At 42.0% G+C, this 23,805-nt stretch carries 21 protein-coding genes; all 21 read right to left on the reverse strand.

Going from position 1 to position 23,805, the window contains the following annotated elements; genetic code table 11:
- Positions 1–15: 15 nt before the first annotated feature.
- The 21 genes from F9K33_03085 to F9K33_03185 all read right to left on the reverse strand — a co-directional run bounded on the left by F9K33_03085 (position 16) and on the right by F9K33_03185 (position 23,803).
- Positions 16–870, reverse strand: a complete 855-nt coding sequence (locus F9K33_03085) for a glycosyltransferase family 2 protein (GenBank protein ID KAB2880959.1) — start codon at positions 868–870, stop codon at positions 16–18.
- A 1-nt stretch (position 871) separates the two neighbouring features.
- Positions 872–2,176, reverse strand: coding sequence for an O-antigen ligase family protein (locus tag F9K33_03090; protein ID KAB2880960.1), 1,305 nt, complete (start codon positions 2,174–2,176; stop codon positions 872–874).
- Between the two features lie 4 nt (positions 2,177–2,180).
- Complete coding sequence (locus F9K33_03095) at positions 2,181–2,936, reverse strand: FkbM family methyltransferase (protein KAB2880961.1); 756 nt, start codon at positions 2,934–2,936, stop codon at positions 2,181–2,183.
- Between the two features lie 11 nt (positions 2,937–2,947).
- The gene (locus tag F9K33_03100) at positions 2,948–4,018 is read right to left on the reverse strand and encodes a glycosyltransferase (protein KAB2880962.1); all 1,071 of its coding nucleotides are present in this window, start codon (positions 4,016–4,018) and stop codon (positions 2,948–2,950) included.
- A complete protein-coding gene (locus F9K33_03105) occupies positions 4,018–5,556 on the reverse strand; it encodes a lipopolysaccharide biosynthesis protein (GenBank protein ID KAB2880963.1) in 1,539 nt (512 codons plus the stop codon). Before F9K33_03105 ends, F9K33_03100 begins: the two co-directional genes overlap by 1 nt.
- A gap of 51 nt (positions 5,557–5,607) precedes the next feature.
- Entirely contained in the window at positions 5,608–6,855 is a 1,248-nt protein-coding gene (locus F9K33_03110) for a hypothetical protein (protein KAB2880964.1), read from the reverse strand.
- Between the two features lie 50 nt (positions 6,856–6,905).
- Positions 6,906–8,036, reverse strand: a complete 1,131-nt coding sequence (locus F9K33_03115; protein ID KAB2880965.1) for a UDP-N-acetylglucosamine 2-epimerase (non-hydrolyzing) — start codon at positions 8,034–8,036, stop codon at positions 6,906–6,908.
- Positions 8,033–9,319 carry a glycosyltransferase gene (locus F9K33_03120; GenBank protein KAB2880966.1) on the reverse strand — a complete coding sequence of 429 codons (1,287 nt, stop codon included), beginning with the start codon at positions 9,317–9,319 and terminating at the stop codon, positions 8,033–8,035. The genes F9K33_03115 and F9K33_03120 overlap by 4 nt, the downstream gene beginning before the upstream one ends.
- Before the next feature lie 69 nt (positions 9,320–9,388).
- Entirely contained in the window at positions 9,389–10,315 is a 927-nt protein-coding gene (locus F9K33_03125) for an NAD-dependent epimerase/dehydratase family protein (protein KAB2880967.1), read from the reverse strand.
- A 3-nt stretch (positions 10,316–10,318) separates the two neighbouring features.
- Complete coding sequence (locus F9K33_03130) at positions 10,319–11,521, reverse strand: class I SAM-dependent methyltransferase (protein ID KAB2880968.1); 1,203 nt, start codon at positions 11,519–11,521, stop codon at positions 10,319–10,321.
- 51 nt (positions 11,522–11,572) lie between these two features.
- Complete coding sequence (locus F9K33_03135) at positions 11,573–12,454, reverse strand: class I SAM-dependent methyltransferase (GenBank protein KAB2880969.1); 882 nt, start codon at positions 12,452–12,454, stop codon at positions 11,573–11,575.
- Positions 12,400–13,830 carry an oligosaccharide flippase family protein gene (locus tag F9K33_03140; protein KAB2880970.1) on the reverse strand — a complete coding sequence of 477 codons (1,431 nt, stop codon included), beginning with the start codon at positions 13,828–13,830 and terminating at the stop codon, positions 12,400–12,402. Before F9K33_03140 ends, F9K33_03135 begins: the two co-directional genes overlap by 55 nt.
- Positions 13,831–13,911: 81 nt before the next feature.
- A complete protein-coding gene (locus F9K33_03145) occupies positions 13,912–14,868 on the reverse strand; it encodes an FkbM family methyltransferase (protein ID KAB2880971.1) in 957 nt (318 codons plus the stop codon).
- Between the two features lie 45 nt (positions 14,869–14,913).
- Positions 14,914–15,855 (reverse strand): NAD-dependent epimerase/dehydratase family protein, encoded by a 942-nt coding sequence (locus tag F9K33_03150; GenBank protein ID KAB2880972.1) that lies wholly within the window; start codon positions 15,853–15,855, stop codon positions 14,914–14,916.
- A complete protein-coding gene (locus F9K33_03155; protein KAB2880973.1) occupies positions 15,855–16,565 on the reverse strand; it encodes an NTP transferase domain-containing protein in 711 nt (236 codons plus the stop codon). The genes F9K33_03150 and F9K33_03155 overlap by 1 nt, the downstream gene beginning before the upstream one ends.
- A 3-nt stretch (positions 16,566–16,568) precedes the next feature.
- Positions 16,569–17,564 (reverse strand): kinase, encoded by a 996-nt coding sequence (locus F9K33_03160; protein ID KAB2880974.1) that lies wholly within the window; start codon positions 17,562–17,564, stop codon positions 16,569–16,571.
- A 50-nt stretch (positions 17,565–17,614) separates the two neighbouring features.
- Positions 17,615–18,295, reverse strand: coding sequence for an SDR family oxidoreductase (locus F9K33_03165; GenBank protein ID KAB2880975.1), 681 nt, complete (start codon positions 18,293–18,295; stop codon positions 17,615–17,617).
- A 90-nt stretch (positions 18,296–18,385) separates the two neighbouring features.
- Positions 18,386–20,005, reverse strand: coding sequence for a hypothetical protein (locus tag F9K33_03170; GenBank protein ID KAB2880976.1), 1,620 nt, complete (start codon positions 20,003–20,005; stop codon positions 18,386–18,388).
- 5 nt (positions 20,006–20,010) lie between these two features.
- Positions 20,011–21,102 (reverse strand): UDP-N-acetylglucosamine 2-epimerase (non-hydrolyzing), encoded by a 1,092-nt coding sequence (locus F9K33_03175; protein KAB2880977.1) that lies wholly within the window; start codon positions 21,100–21,102, stop codon positions 20,011–20,013.
- Between the two features lie 27 nt (positions 21,103–21,129).
- Positions 21,130–22,455 (reverse strand): nucleotide sugar dehydrogenase, encoded by a 1,326-nt coding sequence (locus F9K33_03180; GenBank protein ID KAB2880978.1) that lies wholly within the window; start codon positions 22,453–22,455, stop codon positions 21,130–21,132.
- Between the two features lie 37 nt (positions 22,456–22,492).
- The gene (locus tag F9K33_03185; protein ID KAB2880979.1) at positions 22,493–23,803 is read right to left on the reverse strand and encodes a UDP-glucose/GDP-mannose dehydrogenase family protein; all 1,311 of its coding nucleotides are present in this window, start codon (positions 23,801–23,803) and stop codon (positions 22,493–22,495) included.
- Positions 23,804–23,805: the final 2 nt, after the last annotated feature.

Raw genomic sequence — 23,805 nt, forward strand, 5'->3', positions numbered from 1 at the left:
TTCTTTATCCTTATTCTAATTAACAGATATCCAGTCTATTAAGTATCCAAATATTCTCCTAATTGACCCGGTTACTAAAAAGAAGAGTAAATACCTTTTGGGGCAATTACGCCGCGCATACAACCAGAATATTCTTAGGTTACCTCCGCCTTTGATACCAAATAAGTGGTTATAGTAACTTTTCCAACTTTTATTTTTACGGTTTTGCGCGTCTCCGCTTGCACGTGGAAATACAAATATTATGGCATCATAATTACAATATATCTTATAGCCAGATCTATAAGCACGATGCGTAAAATCATAATCGGCCGCTAATTGAGGAAAAGATTCAGAAGAATACATTCCGGTTTTTCTGAATACTTCTGATGGAATGAGCAATCCTCTACCCGGAAAATGAAACACCTCATGAAGGCCTCTATAGTCCTCGGGTTTAAGCACATCTATTAAATAAGTGGAACTTGCCGTTTTCCAATTGATTATTTCGCCACCGAAAAATGGTTGCTTATTATCTGCATCTACCGCAAATGCCCCTAACAAAGCCGTAGGATATTTTTCAGCCCAAAACATCATTTTTTGTAAGAAGTCTTCAGATGCAATGGTATCATCATTAAGAGTTAGAATATAATCAGCATTCTCGCGAAGCGCATATTCCACACCGAGATTGGTCGCGCGTGACCACCAAAGGTTACCGTCACCCTGCAGTACGATCACAGACGGAAAGTCTTTTCGGATCATCTCGCCTGTGCCGTCCGTAGAACCGTCGTCAATAATGATGACTTTAAAATCCTTGTATGATTGTGCGAATAGCGATTCCAGGCAACTATGTGTAAACTGCTTGCGGTTGTGAACGGCAATAATAATATAAATCATCTTACCTTGCATCGGTAACCCCGGTCATCGTTTTGCCCTTAATTGCCGCTAATCCCAGTCCCACAAACAGCCATGAAAGATGCTCAAATCCATATACTAATCCATAGACATTGATGACTAATAGATAACCCAAAGCCAAAACTACATATCCTTTTTCAATATGTAGAAAATCCCCGCAGGTTTCAACGGCGCGATAAAGAATTTTCCCAATGCGAAGCACGTACCACAAGTATAGAATTAATCCTATAACGCCGAGCTTCACGAGCGTCATGATATAAATGCTATGCGGAAAAAGATTCATTCCTTCTGTGGTTCCGGGCATCGTTATGGCCTCCCAATGTCCGCCGAAGCCAATCCCTGCAAGAGGATATTGTAGGATCACTTCAAACGCATTGATCCATATGGCTACACGCCATGCCGACGTGGGATCTTCCTCATAATCAACGTAAGCAATACTTCTTTCTGATATGTATCCGACAAGATCCATTCTATTTTTTTCAAGTATCATTGATACTAAAACTAGTGTAACGACCAATGGAATCGCTAGTTTAAATATTTTTGAAACTCTTAACTCTTTAATAAAAAATAAAAATGCGACGAAAACAACCAGGCACAACCAAACGGAGCGATGACTGTCCACGATAACTAAAAGAAATACCGGAAACGATAATGCGAACGTCTGCAGTAAATTCTTTGACATTAATCCGTATTTCTGAAAAATTATATAGGCCAAGAAAGCCTCGGACATAGCTAGGGACACGCTTGAATGCATAAACCTATTTTCCGGTCCGTAATCCCAACCAGTCATAATCCCAGTAAAAATGGTCATCGCGAGTACGGAATAAATAACAAACAGGCTTAGAATGGGCAACAAGTCCCTGCGCTTTTTTTCTGTATCAAAGTTCACCAAAACGTAAAAAAGGGAGATCAACATGAAATAACGTCCACGAAATTCACCCGGAGACGAAAGACCGTATGTAGTCACGTTGCGCGCAATTTCTATAAGCAACCATAAAAGAAAAGCAAGTGAAGGGAAGGCTATTATTCTAAGAAATCTGCGTAGGCCCTTCGTTCGAAGGATCTTTATTGCAATGACACATGCCATACCAATAATAAAAACGTCGACGGCATTGAAGCCACCTCCAATAGCGGTATCATAAAATTCATAGTCAAACCTCTCGGAAAAGGCTCTTGGAAAAACCCCAAATACAATATATCCTATTACCGTTAGTTTTGGAAAATAATAACTGACTAGAATAGCGCTGATCAGCGCCAATGGAAGCGATATCAAAATAAACGGGTCCAAGATCTCATCCTTTTATTTTAGAAAACAGTCCGTCGATCTGCAATACTTCTCCCGTTTCCGGATGTTTCAGCGAGTCATATGGGCCACGAAAAATAAAACCTTTGTCGCGCAAATAATCATTTATGTCATCGAAAAGCGCTTGCCCTTTATACAAAGATCTAAAGGACATTTCGCATAGGATATGATCTGAAATCAGCAGGGTTTTTTCTGCCCCTTCCAAGACATATTTTTCGTATCCTTGTACGTCTATTTTTATCAACAGAGGTCGTTTCAATACCCGTTCAGCGAGAACGTCGTCAAGACAAACTGTTTGAATTTCTTCCAAAGACTCCCCGGCGGTATAAGGGAAAGCTTCTTTATGAAGATTTTCCATCTCCAGAAGAGAACTTGAATAATGGTATTCGCTGCGATGAATGACCGTTTTTTCATTTTTAGCGCCCACGGCTACATTGAAGCATTCCAGCTCCTTTATATTTTTTTCTAACTCTATAAGTTTAAGAAAACAACTTTTCAACGGCTCGAATGCAAGAATTAATGCATCCGGAAATAAGAAATGAGCTGTTTTTGAAAACATTCCTGTATTGGCTCCAATATCCAGGATGGATTGAGGGTTTATTCCGACTTTTTTGACATGATATAACATTTGATACGTACCAAAATAGCAACCGGCTTTTCGCGCATGATAAGACCCCGGTGTATCTAAGAGGATTTCGATTTTTCGGATTCGGTCGAGTAATCTGTTTTTTAGTTTATCCTTCATCTTGAGCTTTTTTATCTGAGTTTAATTCCTTTTTCTTTTAGATACAGACGTTGTTGGTATAGACTTTTCAATGTATTGACCAGTTTTTCCATCCGAATAGTTTCAGTATAATTGTTTCGTACCCATTCCGCTCCGCGCTCACCTAAAGCAATCAATTCTTTTTTCGGCCAACTTAACAACAGCCTGCAAAGCGAAACAGCTTCATCCGGTGTCTTGAAAAGCATACAATGTTCTCCATGGGAAAAAAGATTTTCCAGACCGGGCTGAGCGCTGCACACATGAGCAACTTTTGACAATAGAGCGATAGGAAGCCGGTCGGAAAAATAATTTTCATAATTTGGAAAGTGACCCTGACCAACACTGAGCCAACTGGAACGTAAGATATTCTCCTGTTCGCCAAAAGGTACCACACCCTGGTTACCAAGATAATTTTCCCACCCGCGCCCAAATAATCCAAATTTTTTTCCGAAAACATCATAGAGATTTCGAGCCAGAATCTCACGCTCCCTGATACCGGGCATAGACCGGAACGGGATGCGAGACGGATGGCGATTTGCTAACATGATAACATCAAATTTTCTTTCTAAATCCGGCGTCCATGGCTTCCCAAATTGAACCGTGTCCGCCGCTTCAGGTAAAAACTGAACGTTTCTGCACCCCGCATTTCGAAATCGATTGGCGAAACTTCCCGCAGCTACAAGAAAAACGACATCACAAAATTTACTGAACTGCAATACTGATTCGGGAAGCGGTTTTCTTACATATCCGTATACATCTCTTTCGTCGTACGCCAAGACGGGGGGAATATCATACAAGGACTTTATCTTTTCAACAAAAGCTTGCGGTATGACATGGTACTTTCCAAGATGGGCAACAAGCAGGACGTGTGGCTGAAACTCAATGACAATATCGTACAGGCTTTCTAAGGTTTTATTCCATGACCCGAGTTTTTTTTCCTCAACGTAAAATGAGAATGGACAATATGACTCCAGTTGTCCCGATTTTACCAATCCTTCCATAGCAGATCTGTAACCGACCTGATAACCGTCCGTTGGCTCATTTACTAAATATAAAATCCTCATTAATTAATTTCCTTTAACCGAAGAAGTGGTGATTTTTTGAGACAAACGAATACCGTGTTCAATAAGCTACCTTGTTTGATTGAGAGATCCTGATTCAAAATACGCGATCGTAATTCCTTTTTAAAATAATTAGGTGGAAAATACAATAGGATCACGCTTAATATCATAAAGCCCGTGATCAGTTGGAAAATAAATATAATGTAAGTTGAGATATCATACGATCTCAAAAATATGGAAATTAATAGGATGCCTACCGATACACAAATCGTAGAAATTACTGCTGCTTTATACGTATTCCAAGCTTCTATCAATGGCCAATCTAAAATTCGTCGCATAATAAGGATATAGCTAAAAAAGCGAACACATTCCATAGTTACGACAGCAATTGCAAAACCTAATAATCCTAAATAGGAGAGCAAAAAAAAGAGGATGGCCAATAAAGCAAGACAAAAAGACTGTATAATGAGCTTGATCCTTAAATTCGCCGTAGCCTCGCAGGTCAGTCCACCGATATGCGCCAAGAGGTTAAACGAGGTCGCAACAGCCAATATTTGTAGTACGGGGACGGCTCCACTCCATTGATCGCCCAAAATAACTAAAACAACTTCCTTCGCGGCCGGGATCACACCAAAACAAACGGGAAAAAGTATAACGCTGAGCAGAGTGATTGAGGATGCGTAGGCTCTTTTCAATTTTGGTATGTCAGATTGAATCTTACTGAAAGATGGAAATATAACTTTATTTAAGCTATTTGCCAGTTGGTATGCCGGCAAATTGATGAGCATATATGCCCGGTTATACACTCCAAGAGAATTTGGCCCAAGATATCTGCCTATAACAAAAGTGTCAAGGTTTGCGCTTAAAAACTCAATGAAATTAATCACCGATACTCGCCCTCCAAATGAGTACAACCAAAAATACCCGCTCCATTTCCAAACGAAACGAAGAGGGTGCCGAACTGAAATATAACACAAAAGCGCCATCACGAGCTGTTGAGTAAGGGCTCCTATTACCAGACTCCACACGCCCATCCCCATATATGCCGCTACTACGCTAATCAATCCGTAACCCAGAACAAATGAAAGTACTTCAAACAGAGAAACCAGTTTGAACTGTAGGTTTCTTCTAAGAAGACCTAAGGAAGTATTAAAAAAACCAATCGCAATAAATGAAATGGCCATATATCTGAGTATCGGAATAACTTCGACATTGTCAAAAACATAGACCGAGAAGGGCGCGAGCAGAAAAATCAGTAAAAAAAAAATCAACCCCAGAATAAAACTCAATGTAAATGCCGCCTGTATATCTTTTTCTTCTATCTCTTTTTTTTGGATGATTGCCGGGCTAATACCCATTTGCGCAAAATAACTTCCAAAACGAATTACGACATTAGCCATCGCCATTAATCCGAAAGACGGCGGATCAAGCAGACGTGCCATGATTGCGGTAAAAGCAATTTGAGTAACCGTATTGATAACGGTGCCAAAATAACTCCATTTCAGTCCGTGAAAAGCTTTTGCGGTAAGTGTTTCATTCATAACAAAGGCAGGATGAAAACATATAGGTAAATGTAAAATTCAATGGACCGATCATCGTTCGTTGAAAATCCATTTTAACTTCAGTGTTTGCAGAACAAAATCGAACTTTGGATTCCGCAAAAGGTCTTTCCTTGCTTTGAGATTTTCATAAGCTACGATCAGCAGTGACATTAAGACAAACGTTACCATGCCTACGATTATGGAAATGGTTAGCTTCTTAGGACGCGTGTGTCGCTCCGGCGGCATTGCTTCATCTAATACCAGCAGGGTGGGCGTATCCTTGGCCTCCTGAATTTTAGATTGTTCATACTGCGGCACCAAAAATTCCAATATTTTTCCATTGATCTGCACATCTCGGTATAAACGATAATATTTTAAAGCAAGATCCGGAGTCTCTTTAAAAGGAATAAATATATCAAAACCATTCCCACCTTTTACCATCTTACTTTGGAGTTTTCGCAGTTCCTGGAGTTTGGACTGCGTACGCAATATATCCGGATGGTTTTCACCCAGCGTCTTCTTCATGACAAGATATTCGGTTTCTGTAGAAACGATCTCACCATACAATTCCGCCGCTGCTTTGATTGAAGCTTCCGTTTGCTGTGAAATTTCGATGATGCCGAACTTATTTTGAAACGCATTTAAAGAATCTTCAGAATTTTTCAGTTCATCTTTGGCCTGAAAGAATCTTTTTTCAATGAACACACGCGATGAACGAGCTTGTTCCGTAGATAATTCGCGGTTTATCTCATCTAATTTTTGAACTATATAATTCGTCATTTCCGCCGTCTTCTCAGGATCATCCTTAAATTCCCAGGAGACCAAAATAGTGCCGAGTTTTTTGTCTATTTCCGCAGATAATAAGTTATCTACGTACCTGACCGTTTCATCCATATTATCTTTTTCAAAAACGGTCATGAGATCATATTTCTTAATAAGTTCCTCTTGTATTCGGCGGCTGGCCAAAATAGCCAAATAGCGCTCATTCCCTGTTTTCCCCACACCTAAAACGGTAGATCCTAAGCTTCCAAGGCCTCCGGTAAGAATATCTAAAGGGTTTGTTGATTTATCCGGTATGACGAGAACGGCGGTTGATCTGTACCACTTGCTCATCATAAAAGTAATGCTAAAACTTACAATCATGATGGACAAAACAGCTACAAGGATCGTGTTCTTCCATTTCAATAGAATAAATAAGACATCGACCAATCTTTGATTGGTATCAATGGAATCTAATTTATTCTCAGCTTCGGGAACTGTATGTACTTGTGCGGCCATGGTTCTATTCTTGGTCAACATTATAACATAAATAAGATAAAAAATATCAAATTACTGGGTCAATATCAATATTATAACTGAATGTCATAATTCAAAATAATGTCTGTGATAAACTCGCTCGCTTTTCCATCCCCATATGGATTGATCGCTTTTGACATTCTCTCATATCCGAGTTTGTCGGTCAAAAGCCTTAGTGTTTCCGACGCGATTTTTTCCCGATTTGTACCGACCAACTTAGCAGTACCTGCCTCTATACCCTCCATACGCTCCGTCACATCGCGCATGACCAGGATCGGCTTGCCGAGTGACGGCGCTTCTTCCTGCACGCCGCCGGAATCCGTAAGGATGAGATACGATTTGTCCATAAGCCATACAAAATCGGTATAAGTGAGCGGCTCGATGAGAAGAATATTTTCGTTTCCGTTAAGAATACGGTTAACAGGTTCGCGAACATTGGGATTAAAATGAACAGGATAGATCACGACAACATCTTTATTCTGTTCAGCAATATCCCTCAGCGCAAGGCAGATCTGGTCAAATCCCTCGCCAAAACTCTCACGACGATGGCCTGTGACCAAAACGATTTTCTTGTTAAGAATTTTTCCTTTTAGACTATTTACTATTTCAGGCGGAGTTCGTTTTACTTTGTCAAGAACCCACATCAGCGCATCAATGACAGTATTACCGGTAACATGGATGCTATTATCGGCTATGCCTTCGGCCAAAAGTGCTTGCCGTGCTTTTTCCGTTGGCGCAAAATGCACATCGGCAACAACCGAAGCGATGCGGCGGTTGATCTCTTCAGGAAATGGCGTATATCGGTTATGCGATCGCAACCCTGCCTCCACATGGCCGACCTTGATCCCGGCATAAAAAGCCGCCACGCCGGCCGCCATGACCGTGGACGTATCCCCTTGAACCAATACCCAATCCGGTTTGGTTTCCAAAAAAATTTTCTCCAGGCCTGAAAATACCCGTGACGTCAACTGTAGCAGTGACTGACCTTCCTGCATGACATCCAGGTCAAAATCCGGTTTGATGTCAAATACATCCAAAACCTGATCCAGCATTTGGCGATGCTGCGCGGTTACACAGATTTTGGTTTCTAACTCATCCGGATGTTTTTGAAACTCTTTAATAAGAGGCGCCATCTTGATCGCTTCCGGACGCGTACCGAATATGAATAATATTTTTTGTTTCATGGTCGGCCTTTTCTTCCCGGTTCTTCGAATTCCATTTCCCGTTTCTGAATTGATCCGTCGTTCTCCGATACGCTGACAGATGTTAATGTGTTTATAAAATTATCTGCATTGTGAAATGCGGCCCAGTTCAATCTGGCTTTCTCAGCCTTCTTTACTATGGCCGCATAATTGTTACTCATTTCCATCATTGCTTGAACCAGACTCGTACTGCTGCCGCTTTGACAGATAACGCCCCCGCCGTCAAATTTTTCCAGTTGTTGGCTTGCCCAGGTCTGCGCAGAAACGATAACCGGTTTTGATAATGCCAGCGCCTCGGTAAAAGGACCCGATGTGCTTTCGCCGCGGTCGATAAGATACGGAAATAAAAGCACGTCAGCACGAATCATTTGAAGATTATAATTATTTACGTCAAGCGGTTCTTCAACCACTTCAATACTTTTTGCGTTTAGTTGCCGTAGTCCTATCAAAGCCTTGTCTATCCTGGCGTCATGTGTCCGTGATTGGTAACACTGAATAAAGAATTCCATACGATTCAAATATCCTGCAGCATTCAACTCATGGATTGCATCGGCAAGGAAAGTAATTCCTTTGTAATAATCTCCATGTCCAAGATATGCAAATCTTAATCGGGTTGAGTACTTTTTATTACTCTCATTAAGCCCGATGTGCGTGTGAGGGATCGGAACTGTATGAATGGGCATTTTAGTCAATCGCCCAAATCGGGAAGCCAATAGTTCGCTATCCGACACTAAATGTATTCGCTTTGAATTCGAAGTCTTTCTTAACAGATACAACGCCAGTTTCAAAATGATCGTTTCTTTTTTCCACCGGTTGGTAGACGGGTTATAATAGTAAATACGCATCATCACTATGAAAACAGGCAAAAGAACTTTTTTTTCAAAAAAAAGAGCGATGGCAAATAACAGAAGTTCGATTGCAACGCAGTTATCTACAAACACCATCCCATCCGGCCGGTCCAATTCCCGGCAGGCCTTTATCCATTCATTCAGCCTCTTAATCGGACGATGAAGACCGGCCAGTTTAGGCGGTCGAATTCCCAACAGCCTTGGAGCTTCATCTTTGCTGAAAATAAAACGCGTAGGCAATTCTTCTGAAATGCCGGGATCGCATTCCGCATTCGCTAATAACCTAAAATCCAATCCTGCTTTCACCGCCGCGTGGAATATGCTGTTCGCATAATTGAAGTAGTGGCCGAGAAAACTTCGAATGAGAGGGTCAATTACATAAATGTAGTGAATTTCCTGAGTTATTTTTTCGTTCATGTTTTTCAGATATTGAAGTTCATTTGTACGGAGACTCCTCTCTGCCCTTATTCTGAAATTTGGGCGGATCTATTCCTTTCCAGGTCCGAGTTCCACGGTTTTTTCAAACCATGAAATGGTTTTATCAAGTCCTTCATCTAATGTTGTGAGTTTCGTCTTCGGCAATAGTTCTTTCAGCCGGGTTATATCCAGGCATTTCGATTTAGCGCCAACGTATCGGGAAGTATCAAATTCGATACTTTTGAAATCGTACCCAACTTTCCTACAAATTATTTCCGCAAAATGCCTGATGGAAAATTCCTCCCCGGCTCCAATATTTACGATTTTGTTTTCATTGCTTCCGGTCAGCTCCATCATAATCCTTACAAAATCGTCTACAAAAACCAATTCTCTGCGCTGATAACCGTCCCCCCACAGAATGACCGGTTCCTGGTATTTTTTTCCGCGAAGTATCTTACGGATAAGATCAAAAATAAAATGCATCTGCCTGCCGTCCGTGTGGTACCCTGGACCGTATAAAGTTGACGGAACAAAGTTCAGATACTTCAGGCCAAATTGTTTGTTCAACGATAATAATCCCACCTGCAGCATGCGTTTGGTCATGGCATACGTATAAAGACTCTCAATCGGAGTTCCGACAAGATAATTTTCTTCGGTTAACCGCATATCCGGCGCATAGGAACAACTGGTGCCCATGCAAATAATTTTGGCTTGAGGCTGATATTGCTGCCACCATGTGAGAACGTTGGTGTTGATCTGCTGATTAATTACCCATTGTTCTCCGGGATGACGGATCGCAAAGTCGCCGGCCTGAGTCCATGCCGCCAAATGAAATACAAGATCATAGACCTGATCCCCAAAATGCAGCAATGAATCTTGTTTTGTCAGATCACAGTTTTTTGAATTTAACTTAACGGTATGATGTCCCGCCGCATCTAATTGCGCGCACAATGCCGTTCCTAGAAAACCGCTTGCACCGGTAACAAGAATATTCATGCTTTATATCTCCGAAGGGTTAACCGGAAAGTAGAACTCAATCCCCTTTTGCAATAGCGCCTGATTATTCGCAAGAATCTCTTTCTTGAAGTTCCAGGCAAGAACATAATAAATATCCGGTAACTTCCGAAGCTCTTTTTCAATAACGATGGGTATGTGCATACCCGGTGAAAAAAGATTACGCCGTAATTCGTTTTTTTCAACCAACATATCAATGTATTGCGTTCCGATCCCGAAATAATTCAACAGCGTATTACCCTTAACCGGCGCACCCATACCGAATATCGTTTTACCGGCCTGTTTAGCTTTTTGCAAGTAGGAAATATTTTCGTCTTTCATTTGTTTAATTCGTTCACCAAAATCGATATACGCTTTGAACTGATTGGATTGACTATCTGACTCGGCTTTTTTTAGCAACTGCAGCCGTTCTGTCTTTAAGCGTTTTCCCTTGTGTCCGACATATCCGATCATGGAACCGCCGTGTATGGGTGAAAGATAAGCGTCAAACATAGACAGTCCGTGGCGATTGAGCAAAACTTCGATCGTTTGGAGATTATAATACAAAAGATGTTCGTGATAGATTTGATCAAAAGCCGTATTTTCTATAATACGCTTCATGTAAAGAAACTGGACTACAAAAACGCCCTCGCTTTTTAAAGCTTCACGTATACCTTCCGTAACGGAATGAAGTTCCTCAAGATGAAAAAACACGCCGGCTGCATTTATAATGTCAAACTTTCTATTGAGTTTATTCACAACTTCAAGGTTAAAAAACTCATTCAACGTCTCAATCCCGGCATCGTTTGCAATTCTCGCCGTTGTGGCGGACGATTCCACACCCAGAATATCATAACCCAGTTCTCTAAAATGTTTTAACTGCGTGCCGTCGTTTGAACCGATATCAAGCACTGATTTTGATTTGTTTTCTTTAAAAAAAGCGGAATCTACGTGTTCTGCTACGGCCTTGAAGTGGTCGCTTAAGGATTTAGTGATCCCAGACAAATAGGTATGGTCTCCAAACATGATTTCTTTTTTGACAGTGTAGTCCAGTTGTGCAGTGGAACATTGATGACAATATACCACCCGAAGTGGATAGTAGGGTTCTTTCCCAACCTCATCAAGTGCCAAAAAATGATTACACCATGGCTGGTTTCCGAGGTCTATTGCTAACTTTAAATTCGTCGAATCACAAACGCGGCAAATCATTAAACACCTTTTATAATATTGATCTTATTGATCGGAACCGGCGTGCCTCAGCTACTTTTCGCCGGTAACAAGTAACTTAAGAAATTTTTGAGCTTTGGAAGCAATCCAGCGATCCATGATTCTCTTAAAAAAGGATTCCTTAGGTATCTTCGGCGCTTTGTCAGGGCTGTGGCTCAGCACAAGATGAAAGGTTCCTTCGGCGCCATATTTCGGACCACGGATAAACTGTGTATTAAAATATTGCACATATGATTCCATATGTATAAATCCAAACTTTTTCAACTTTTCGATCCACCATTCCTTCGGATGTACGGATAAATGTAATTTTATTCCTTCAAAATCTTCGTCATTAGGTGAAATGCTGACAACCCAAATTCCAGTATCTTTCAGGTGTTTTCTTACATTCAGCGCAACTTTTTCAATATCGGTATCCGCTATATGTTCAAACACTTCCCACATCGTTACCACGTCGAATTCAATGGGGCTTTGAAGGGTGCCGGCATCCAAAAATATTTCGAATTTACAGGTTATGTCACATGTGAAAAGAAAATCAGGAATCAGCGCCCATTCTGCTCTTCTGTGTATTTTAGAATAGTCACTTCCTTCGAGCCCCACCGCAAGGTAGCCGTCATCAATACAATCTTTCACAAATCCGCCGCCGGAACATCCGAGATCCAGCACTTTCATCGGATCCTTAAACCCTGGGTAGAGTGCATACAGCTTCCTGTTGAATCTTCTGTTCCGGCTATTATCGCGTTTTGTGCCCCATGGGTAGAGGTGGTCCGGCGATTCATAAGCGATCTCCCGCTCTGCCTTCACGACAACTCGGTGTCTGTAATTTTTTGGATGTTCGCTTGTCATTTTTTTGTTGATTGAAATTAATTCGACTGCATTCTGACAAATTTTCTTTTTGCAAAACGAAACAATAGCCATTGCCCTGATCCGTTAATGGCCAATAAGCCAATACCCATAGACAATGCCATGCCGCTCAATCCGAGAATCGGCAGGAGAATAACTGCTAAGACAATAGTCACGCCACCGTTGAGCAAAGCCATAATTGCCTGAGAGCCGACCCACTCTATGCCCGTGAAGAAAACCGCCGTTGGGGTCACAAGTGCATTAATAAATACATAACATGAAAAAAACGCAATGAAAAAGCGGGATGGAACCAGAGATGCCCCGACCCAATATTCTATGATGATCGGACATAATAACGCAATGGGAATAATGGTTGCCAACACAAATATACCGCTGAATAAAGATGACTTTCGAAGCGTAGACCAGATCCAGCGCCAATCCCCGCAAATCTTAGCCTCGCCATATCCCGGAATAAGCGGAAAGGTATAGAATTGGACTAACTGAAGAGGAAGGCTGAGTATTTTCTGACCAATAATGTAAATGCTCACGTATGCCGGACCCAAATAATGTGTAATGAGCATGGGTTGACTTTGGAACATGACAACGCCGGCAAGTTGTTGAAACAAGTATTTCCAACCCAAAGGAAAAAGACGATAAAATGCCTTGCCGGTTACCATACGAAAATCAGGTCGAATGGAGGGATGCTTCACATAGAAAAGATGAAGCAGAGCAATACCGAATACCGCGAGCCGTGACCCGGAAATGGCAACTATCAATAAAGATAATCCGCCATCTGCGACGACGGCCATTATGATAGCGAGTAATGAAACAAAACTACCCGCTATCGACCAGCCGTTGGCATAATATCCTTCCTGGAATCCGAGATATACAGCGTTGAGAATACTGGTAGGAAACATGAGGACGAACAAAATAAACGCTATGACTATGGCTTGGTGCAATTCGCGCTGTGTGATAAATTCGGACGCGTTGAAAACAGATGACCATGGCACAAACGGAAAGGATAATACAAACATAAGAAACAAAATGGCGCTTATCGCGCATAAGCCGGCAAAGGACGTTGAGATAAGTTCACGGGCCATCCGGTAGTCGTCGCATCCTCTGGCCTCCGATAACGTGTTGACCAACGCCATCCCGCCAAAACCCATATCACTAATGGCCAGCCAGCTTAAAAGACTGCTGATGGTCAGCCATACCCCATACTGATTTGCGCCCAAATAATTTACTGCAATAGGAATTGAAATGAGTGACACACCGATGGTAATGCCGTTTGCGATAATTCCGGACGAACCAGTAATAGCGGCGCGATTAAGCCTGTCTTGGCCTCTATTTCGATCTGTGTGTTCACTCTGGTAACTGCCGAAAATGAATGAACCCAATTTAGTGAATATCGCACGCAATTTTCTTAGCGCCCATTCAAAAGCTTTTTTCAATCTAGACTATCCCTGATTTAAGTTGGCACAACACATTCAAGAAGCTATAAAGAGCTCCGAAATAGTTTTAATTTCTGAGGATTAATCCGCGGAGACAACGTGAGAGAAATCAAAAACTGATCCGGAATTCTTTGGGTTTCTTGACCATGCCAGCCTCTTAATTATCATTGCTGGCCATGAAAAAACCCTTCTTATCACCGGTCCGTGTTCTATTTTCGGCATTACGATGGGTTTGAGCTCCGTAATCCATTCAGGTGGCAGCAAATCACCGTATTGACCTAAGAGCCATTCCGCCTGGCTTATTTGACCTGACATCGACGATGCGATGATTTGCTTAGCGGCGCTAATTTTCCTTTTGTCATCAGAAAACCCGCGAATAACCTCGGTTCTCTTTAAAAAAAATACATCTGCAAAAACGACTCTACCGTCCCGATGTGTTTTTCTGTTTTCTGTGAGAGGTTTCCAATATTCCGGCTTTAATCCGATCAGTTCAAAATGCCGCTCATGAAGATATTGGGCCACTTCATGAAAGTGCGGCTCTCCTTGATAAAACGGCTGAAAACGAAGTTCGCATTTAATCGCGAGTACATTGGAAAGGAGATGATCGCAACTCTTTATTACTTCAAAATCCAACCCTTCCAAATCCGTTTTCAGCAAATCAACGGTATCTAAACCCAACGGATCCAGTATTTCCGGCAGCGTAGTCGGGATCACATGCTGAGAAGATCTGGTTTCGTAGAATTTCTGAAGCCCGTACTGTTCGATAATTTCTTGCTGTGGTTCGCACAGTCCAGAGCAGGCGCTATAATTTCGAATCTTAAATTCTCCCGGAGATTTATCTCCGGCAACAACGCTGTCAATGAGGTGTTTTCTGTAATAGCGTTGACTTGTTACGCTTTTGTTTCCGCCTGCGTCAATTTCAATCAGCGTGATAGTTTTCAGAAGAGACGACGGCAGATCGTAGTCAGCATCACCGCCTGAACCCAAATTTACAACCACGAACGATCCTGTGAGCGCTTCGTATAAATTTACAGGCATGAAATTTAAGGCTTCCCGGTATTTGGATAGCAAGTTTGCAGATTATTACACATTAGAAAATTTGTTATTCTTTATTATTCTGAAACCTTTAATGAGTTCGCAAATTCCTGCTTCGACGGTGTGCATAGGCATGTAACCGAGTTTTTCAATTTTCTCATTACTTACGATGTAATTCCTTTGATCAGGATCCTTATTTATTTCAGACGTTGTAATGAAAAAATCGGGTATCTGCTCTTTGATCTTCATACACAGTTCCATTTTTGAGAGGTTTGCAGAACTTAATCCGACATTGTATGGCTGGTTTTTCATTACTTCAAAGTGATCCATTGCAAAACAAAAAGCAGATGCCACATCGCGAATATGTATGAAATTGCGTTTAAAATTCGCTTCAAAAAGTACGATGTACTTTTCTGTATACGCTTTGTAGGTAAAATCATTTACCAACAGATCAAGGCGCATCCTTGGGCTGAACCCAAATACCGTTGCCAGCCGCAGCGTAATCGCATTTTCGGAATCTAATAACGCGCGTTCCGCTTCGACTTTAGTTGTACCATATAATGATATCGGATTCAACGGCGTTTCTTCGGTGCAATAAATACCGTCCTGCCCAATACCGTATCCGCTGTTGGTCGTTGGATAAATAATTCGTTGATCCTTTGACCGCATTTTATTTATTGATATAATGGCGTCTCGGTTGATGGACACCGTATTATATGCATTCTTTTTGGACAAGGGGGCGCCAACAATTGCGGCAAGCGGAATAATGATATCTTTGTCGCGCAGCACGGTTTTAACCACGTTCTCATTACGGACATCCTCATTGACTATGTCAAAATCCGGGTTGGAACAACATTCCAACAGCGACGACTGATTAAATGCCAGCGAATCCAAAACTGTAACCTTATATCCCTTTGCCAGTAAAGTTGGTACAAGAATAGAGCCGATATACCCTGCCCCGCCCGTAACCAGAATTTTCTCTTTTGCCATTAGTTTTCTTCCTTTAAGTAATCGGATGCAATGTTATACGTTTCAGGTATCCCAATATCGATGAATTTGCCCGTACAAATAAACCCGAATGCGTTAAATTTTGTCATATTGGGAAGCAGATCTTTCTCAAGGGATAATACGGTGTTTTCCGGAATGTGATCAAATACAGTTTTCCTAAATAGATAAACACCGCAATTAATATAGCCGCCGGATGAGTTTGGCGCTTTTTCTTCAAAAGAAACAATTTTGTTGTTAGTCAATATGTTTACCTTACCGAATCTGTTGGCATTTTCAACATGAGTAAGAGCTACGGAAATCGAGGCGTCCTTTGTGTCGTGCGCTGAAATAAAACTTTGAATATCTATATCAACATAACTATCTCCATTCAGAACGAGAACATTATCTGAATTCGTATACTGTAAGGCTTTTTTTATTGCGCCTCCGGTGCCGAGGAGGTCTTTTTCCACAGAAAATAATATCTCAAAGCCATAGTCCGAATTATTCTGATATTTCGATATGATTTTATCTGCTTTGTAGCCAACGGCGATTACGACTCGGGTAATGAACTTGGTTCGACATAACAATTTAAAAACGTACTCCAGAAAAGGCTTACCATTGACCGGAACAAGAGCCTTCGGCAAGTCTCCGGCTGAATCATTTAAACGTGTTCCCAACCCGCCCGCCAATATCACGGCATCGATATTTTTCATGCCCTAATGCGTTAAATAAATTATTTTAGAGCCTTCGTTCTCAAAACTAATGTCCACTTGTAACAAACCTTTTAATGCATCTTTTACAGCCTGCTGTTTTTCCGTGGGAACCAAAAAAAACAAAAAACCGCCGCCGCCGGCCCCTGCGAGTTTACCGCCATAAGCGCCCGCGGCAATGGCTTTACGGTACGCATCATCAATATGACGGTTTGAAATCTGACTTGACAATTTTTTCTTCAGAGCCCAGCTTTCATCAAGAAGGTTGCCGAGATTCTTAACCATGTCTTCGCCGCGCTCTTCCGAGATTATTTTTTGCGCCTTAAAGACCATAGCATACATTTTTTGAAGATAAGTGTCTTTGCTTTGATTTTTCATGTTCTCTATTTGTTCAACGGCAATTTCAGTTGCATAACGCGTCAAGCCGGTATAAAATGCCATGATCGACGCGTTAAGCATATCGTATTTTTCATTTGAAATTACAATCGGCCTAACAGAAAAACCTAGGTTATTAAATTCAATAAGATTCAATCCCCCATAAGCTGCATGAACCTGATCCTGACACCCGACATTTTCTTTAATAAGTTGTTGTTCAATATATATCGCTTCTTCGGCAAGTTTTTGTTTTGAAACAATATTTCCCTCCAAAGCATATAGCGCATTTAAGAAGCCAACAGTAAAAGAAGAAGAGGATCCTAGGCCGGTTCTCGCGGGAAGGTCGGCAAAAATATGAATATCCAGGTTTCCGCGTAATTTTTTGAAGTTGAGGGTTTCTCTAACGCTGGGATGAATAATGTCTTTTACTTCATTGACTAATTCTGATTTTGAATATCCAACTCTAATCTTGTATTCAAAAAAGTCACTTAATTTATTGACGCTGACATAAGTATACTTATTGATCGTGGTTCCGAGAACCGCGCCGCCGTTTCTTTCGAAGTACTCTTTATAATCCGTCCCGCCGCCAAAAAAACTAAACCGCACCGGTGTTTTTGAAATGATCACTGTATAACTCCATTATGAAATCCGAACGAAAACCAACTCAAAACCAAATATTAAACCAGCCCTCCGTTAATATTGATTTCCGTGCCGGTAATATAATCGGATTCGAAAATAAATTGCGTTGCGTTGTAAATATTGATTGGATCACCCAACTTTTTCATTGGGATGGTACTAAGTACGACTTTCATCATATCCTCCGGTACTTCTGAAATCATTCCGATGTTGTAATAGCCGAGATTCAGGCAGTTCGCAGTGACGTTTTTCAAAGCATTTTCCTTTGATATCACTTTCATCAGACCCCACAGTGCTGCTTTGGAGCTTGCATAAGCGGATGTGCCAGGAACGCCGATTTGTGGAACGACCGATGCAACGAATATCAATCGGCCGTAGTTTTGTTCCCGCATTAATGGAAGGAGATGTTTCGACATCAAAAATGCACTGTCCAAATTTCCTTGCATAACAAACCGCCAGTCGTCCAGCGACAATTTGTGCGTAAATCCGTTGAGATTAACTCCGGCGCAGTGAACAAACCGGATATCTTTCAACTGTTCCTTATGTTTTGACACAAAATCGGTAACCTGTTGTTCATTGCTCACATCCACCCGAACATACCGGTCTGAATGCATACTTGGTTTGGTCTTGTTATAAATTCCTATGACGGATTGACCCTCAGCAATATACTTCTCAAGAAGATATTTACCGATGCCACGAGAAGCGCCTGATATGATTATCATAAATTAAAGCCTCTAAATTCGTTTAAGCAATTCAACATTGAATTCGATTATCATTGAGTAAAAAAATTTCCTATTAGTCAGTTTTTATCATTAATTTTTGACAGCATAATAGATTAGTATTATGGTTGAAGTGATCGCTGCCAGCTGACCCGTAATTGCCAAAACGTCTTTGAATAACTGCCATCCGTCAATTGGCTCCTTTTCCGGCACAAAGATCACATCCCCGTCTTCGATTTTTGTACCTTCTTCAGCATCGTCCCATTGCTGTCCAAAAGCTTTTATAACAACAACGTCTCCACGTTTCGCTATGGATTTGTAGCCACCGGCTTTTTCAATATAATACTTATAGTTCTGCCCGTCCACATAGTCTACAATGCCCGCATGAATGACTCCGCCAACCAATGTGATTGTTTTTTTGGCGCGAGTTACATAAACCGAATCTTCAGGTTTTAATTTTATATTATATTTTTCATTGATTTTGCTGCCCTCAAATAGTTTTGCAAAGTCTGTTTGAACGGGCGGCTGTTCCTGTCTTGATTTAGATTTGAAATAGGATTTTTCAAGATCATTCATATCGGCATAAGGAACTTTCTTAAGCCGTTCATATTCAGCATCTGCGCCCTCGACGCCTTTATCACGGTAAATGGTGATTCTCTCAACGGCCACATCCGGCGTAAAACCGCCGGCCAGTGCAATCGCATCCGTTAATCTGGTGACACCTTCCTCAATTGCATATTTTCCCGGATACATGACTTCGCCCTTAATGACAACATTAGCGTTAGGATGAAACAAATATTTTTGACGAAAAAATATTCTATCGTCAGGATAAATCTGAGGATTGGATAGGGTATCCGACGGATTACGAAACAAGCGTTCCAGATCAATTACAATTTTTTCGACAGACCGCCCCGTATCTCTCTTAAATCGCACAAGATAAGCTTCGAGAGAATCTACCCCGAATTTCAACCCTCCGCACAACTGAATAATATCCGATATCTTTTCACCGGCCACATATTCGTATTCTCCCGGGATAGAAACAGACCCAAACACATGAATGTTTGCATAGATTTCCGGAACGTAAACGACATCTCCTTCAGACAAAAAAGGATCCGTTTCCAGTTCGCCGGTGTTTTTTTTCTTGATAAGATCAACCCGTTTGGAAAACCCGTTCTGATTGCGAAGTAGAATATTACGCATGGATCCCATAGACCCTTCGGCTTTATCGATGGCGTCAGAAACTCTGTCTACTCCGGTCACTTCAACAGCTCCGCCCTCCTTTACTAAACCGGTCACCTGCAGGCGAAAATGTCGCACGGTAATTAAATCAACCGACACATCCACTGTTGGATATACCTTTCGAATTTCGGTAATGATTCTTTCTTTAGCGTCATTCAGAAATAGATTTTTCACATCGATGACACTGACAGAAGGCACTATGACTTTTCCCTCAGGCGAAATGGGTGTCTTGAAGAATTCATTAACCTGACCTAAGATAGAAATGAGTAATTCGTCTCCCGGGCCAATTTTGTATTTTTTGGGATCAATAGGTGTTTCAAGATAGGTACGTTGGTTTGCCTGGTCAAATATAGCATCTCGCTCGGACTTCTTATTCTCTGCATTTCTGTCTGATTGCCGTGAATGGGATTGGCCAAAACAAGGCTGGATCAAAAACAGCATAATCGAAAGAGTCAAAAAACAACGATTAAACATAAGACTTACCCTATTTTATTTAGTATTGAAACTATTCTCTCTGCGGCCTTCCCGTCCCATAACTGCGGCACCGTGCCGGTTTTGTAAGTACCGATCATGATATGGTCTATACACGCATATATTTTTTCTTCATCAAGTCCGACCAAGGTATTGGTCCCTACATCAATGGTAACCGGTCGTTCCGTATTGTCCCGCATCGTAAGACAGGGAATACCCAAATAGGTCGACTCCTCCTGCAGTCCGCCGGAATCGCTGACTACCGCTTTTGCCTGGCTCATCAGGCTCAAAAAATCAATGTAACCGATAGGATCAATTAGTTTCAAGTGGCGCATGGACTCCATTCTGCTTTGATAGCCAAATTTTTCAATCATCTTCATACTTCGCGGGTGAATCGGAAAAACTACTTGTATTTTTTGTTGAATGATATCAAGTATGCGAAGAATTTTTTCAAGTGACTCAGGATTATCTACATTCGACGGACGGTGTAAAGTAACGACTATGTACTCATATGGAACCAACTGTAATTGAGACAAAACCGTCGATTCCCGCATGCGCTTTTGCGAAAACACGAGCGAGTCGATCATTACATTGCCTGTAAAATAAATCTGTTCCGGTTTTTTCCCTTCCGCCAGTAAATGATCATTCCCACTTTGCTCCGTCGTAAACAGATAATCGGATACCGCGTCGGTTACGATGCGGTTGATTTCCTCCGGCATCGTTTTGTCAAAGCTTCTTAATCCCGCCTCCACATGCGCCACTCTCACATTCATTTTCGATGCAGTAACAGAACAGGCCAGAGTTGAGTTCACATCGCCAACTACGATAACAAGATCCGGTTTTTCTTTTTCAACTACCGCTTCAAAGCGGCTCATGACCTCGGCCGTTTGTTTTGCGTGCGATCCGGATCCAACGTTAAGAAAAACATCAGGCTCCGGAATTTGAAGATCACTAAAAAAAACGTCCGACATCTTTGCATCGTAATGCTGTCCCGTGTGCACGAGTACCGATTGCTGTGTAGGAAATTTTTTCAGTTCTCTTAGAATCGGGGCTACTTTCATGAAATTCGGGCGAGCGCCTACTACGCTGATTATTTTCAAATAACATGTCTCCTGTGTTTCAAACGCCTACAAACTTTTTCCGGAACCCAGTACAAATATTTTTTCGCGCCCGGCCGTCACATGTTTTGTAGCATTACGTGTATCAACAATTAGCGGCGCATTTTCAACGATCATATTCATATCGTACCGGCTGTGATCGGTTCCAATAAATACACAGTCAACTTTCTTTAAGAGTTCCTTCGTTAAGAGCTGTGATGTAAATTTCTTATTCAACACTTCCACCTCCGGCACATGAGGGTCGTTGTACATCAGATGTTCAAATCCTTTTTGAAGCATGATCTGCATCACCATCAGAGAAGGCGAGTGGCGGATGTCGTCCACGTCTTTTTTGAAGGAAGCGCCCAAAATCAAAATTTTTGCTTTTTTTAGCGGAGTGCCTTTATGCGCCAATGCTTCGACGATCATCGAATAAACATAGTGCGGCATGTTTTCATTAACCTCGGCGGCGAGTTCGATAAAGTTAGTATGGAAGTCATAACCACGGGCTTTCCAAGAGAGGTAATAGGGATCGATCAGAATACAATGTCCGCCGATTCCAGGGCCCGGGTAGAACGGCATAAACCCGAATGGTTTTGTGGATGCGGCATGAATGACCTCCCACATATCAATGCCGCCCATACGATCACACAATTGCGCCAATTCATTAACCAGCGCAATATTGACGCTGCGAAAAATATTTTCAAGTAATTTGGACATTTCAGCAATGCGCGGATTGGAAACCGGCACGACTTTTTCAATAATCTGTGCATTAATCAAACAAGCCAGTTCGGTACACTTTTTTGATACACCGCCGACAACAACCGGCGTATTAGCGGTACTAAATTTCTTATTACCCGGATCGATACGCTCCGGCGAAAACGCCAAATAATAATCTAGCCCTACGCGGAGCCCGGTTTTTTCCAATATAGGCATTACGATGCCTTCCGTCGTATCGGGAAATGTCGTACTTTTCAAAATGATCAACTGGCCCTTTCGTAATCCTTTGGCGATACCATCGGCGGCATTGACAATGTAAGTTACGTCCGGCTCTTTGTTTTCCGTAAACGGCGTCGGCACGCAGATATAAATAACATCAAGTTCTTTAATGCCTTCATAATTGGTGGAAGCCTTGATTTTACCGGCCTTCCAGCATTTTTCAAAACGATCATTCGGAATATCTTCGATATAGTTGTGTCCGTTATTGACGTTTTTTACTTTCTGTTCGTCCACATCGATCCCAAACGTAGAATAACCGTTTGCCGCAAATTCCACTGCTAAAGGCAACCCTACGTATCCCAGTCCTATAACGCCGATCGTAGCTTTTTTTTCTTTAATCTTGTTTTCCAGACTCACGTGTGTTTTTCCTTATGAATTATACAAAATAATTTGGTCAATAAGAGCCGCGCCCAACACCGATATACTCAAATCCTAATTCTCTCATTTCCTTAGGATCGTAAACATTACGACAGTCGACCACTTTGGGTGATTTTAATTTCTTTTTCGTCAGCGTCAGGTCCAGTTCCCTGAACTCATTCCACTCCGTCACGACGACCAGGCAATCTGCGCCTTCAGCCGTATCGTAAGCGTCTTTGCAATACTGAATTTTTGGAAATGTTTTCTGCATAATTTCCTGCGCGACCGGGTCGTACGCTTTGATCTTGCCGCCCGCCTTTAGAACTTCCTCGATAATGACGAGCGAGGTAGCGTCGCGGATGTCATCGGTATTCGGCTTGAAAGAGAGTCCAAGCAGCGCAATAGTCTTGCCCTTGATATCGCCGACCAGTTTTCTTATTTTTTCTACCATCAGGTGTTTCTGATGATCGTTCGCTTTGATAGCGGCATTGACCACCAGATTTTGCACGCCAACTTCATCGGCCGTTTTAACGAGCGCAAGTGTATCTTTTGGAAAACAGGAACCGCCGTATCCTCCTCCGGCATGCAGGAACTTAGGACTGATGCGGCCGTCAAGACCCATGGCTTTGGCAACCACCTTCACATCGGCTCCGATCTGATCGCAGATATTAGCAATTTCATTGATGAAGGAAATTTTTACCGCGAGAAACGCATTCGACGCGTACTTGATCGTCTCGGATGTTTCGACATTGGTGATTACCATGGGCGTTTCATTAATATATAATGCGCGGTACACCTGCTTCATGATATCCGTTGCGCGTTCGCTGTTACTCCCGATCACGACTCGATCCGGCCTTAAAAAATCGTTGACGGCAGATCCTTCACGCAAAAACTCCGGATTGGACACTACGTCGAACTCAGAGCCCTTGGGAGTTTTCTTTGAAAGAATATCGTACACTTTTTTGCCGGTACCGGCGGGAACCGTACTTTTTGTTACAACTACTTTATAGGAATTCAGGTTCCTTGCGATACTTTCCGTAACGCTAAATACGATCCTGAGATCGGCCTCTCCGCCCTCGCCTGGAGGCGTTCCGACGGCTATAAATACTACTTCCGTATCTCGTATCGCCGCATCGACATCGTTCGAGAAAAACAGCCGCCCTTTTTCTACGTTTCGGTCTACGACTTCTTTCAGTCCCGGTTCATAGATCGGTATGACGCCTTTCTTTAATTTTTCAATTTTATCGTTATCAATGTCAGCGCAAATCACATGATTGCCGAAATCGGCTAAACATGCGCCGGATACCAGACCGACGTACCCCGTTCCAACCACACATATCTTTTTCAACG

This window comes from bacterium (assembly GCA_008933615.1).
Classification (GTDB): Bacteria; CLD3; CLD3; order SB21; family SB21; genus SB21.